Here is a 277-nt window from a genome sequence, read left to right on the forward strand (position 1 = left end):
GTGCATCTGCGTGACGTTCTTGCCGGCCTGGGCGCGGCGCGGCGTGCGGTGCAGGCCCGGGAAACGCAGTTCGGCCGTGGCCGGATCGGCGGCGCGCTCGCGGCCGTAGTCGGAGGAGAGGCCCGGCAGCGCTTCAGTGTCGCCGCGCTTTTCGATCCACGACTGGCGCAGCGCAGGCAGACCCGCGCGAATGTCGATCTTCGCTTCGGGATCGGTGTACGGACCCGAGGTGTCGTAGACGTAGACCGGCGGATTCTTCTCGCCGCCGAAGCCCGTG

1 pseudogene is annotated in these 277 nt (G+C 70.0%); it reads right to left on the reverse strand.

Annotated elements, in window-relative coordinates:
* Positions 1 to 277 (reverse strand): annotated as a pseudogene (locus tag SB751_RS30000) (phosphomethylpyrimidine synthase ThiC); the annotation flags it as partial.

Origin of the sequence: Cupriavidus sp. SIMBA_020, from assembly GCF_046535395.1 — a bacterium.
GTDB classification, from domain to species: domain Bacteria; phylum Pseudomonadota; class Gammaproteobacteria; order Burkholderiales; family Burkholderiaceae; genus Cupriavidus; species Cupriavidus campinensis.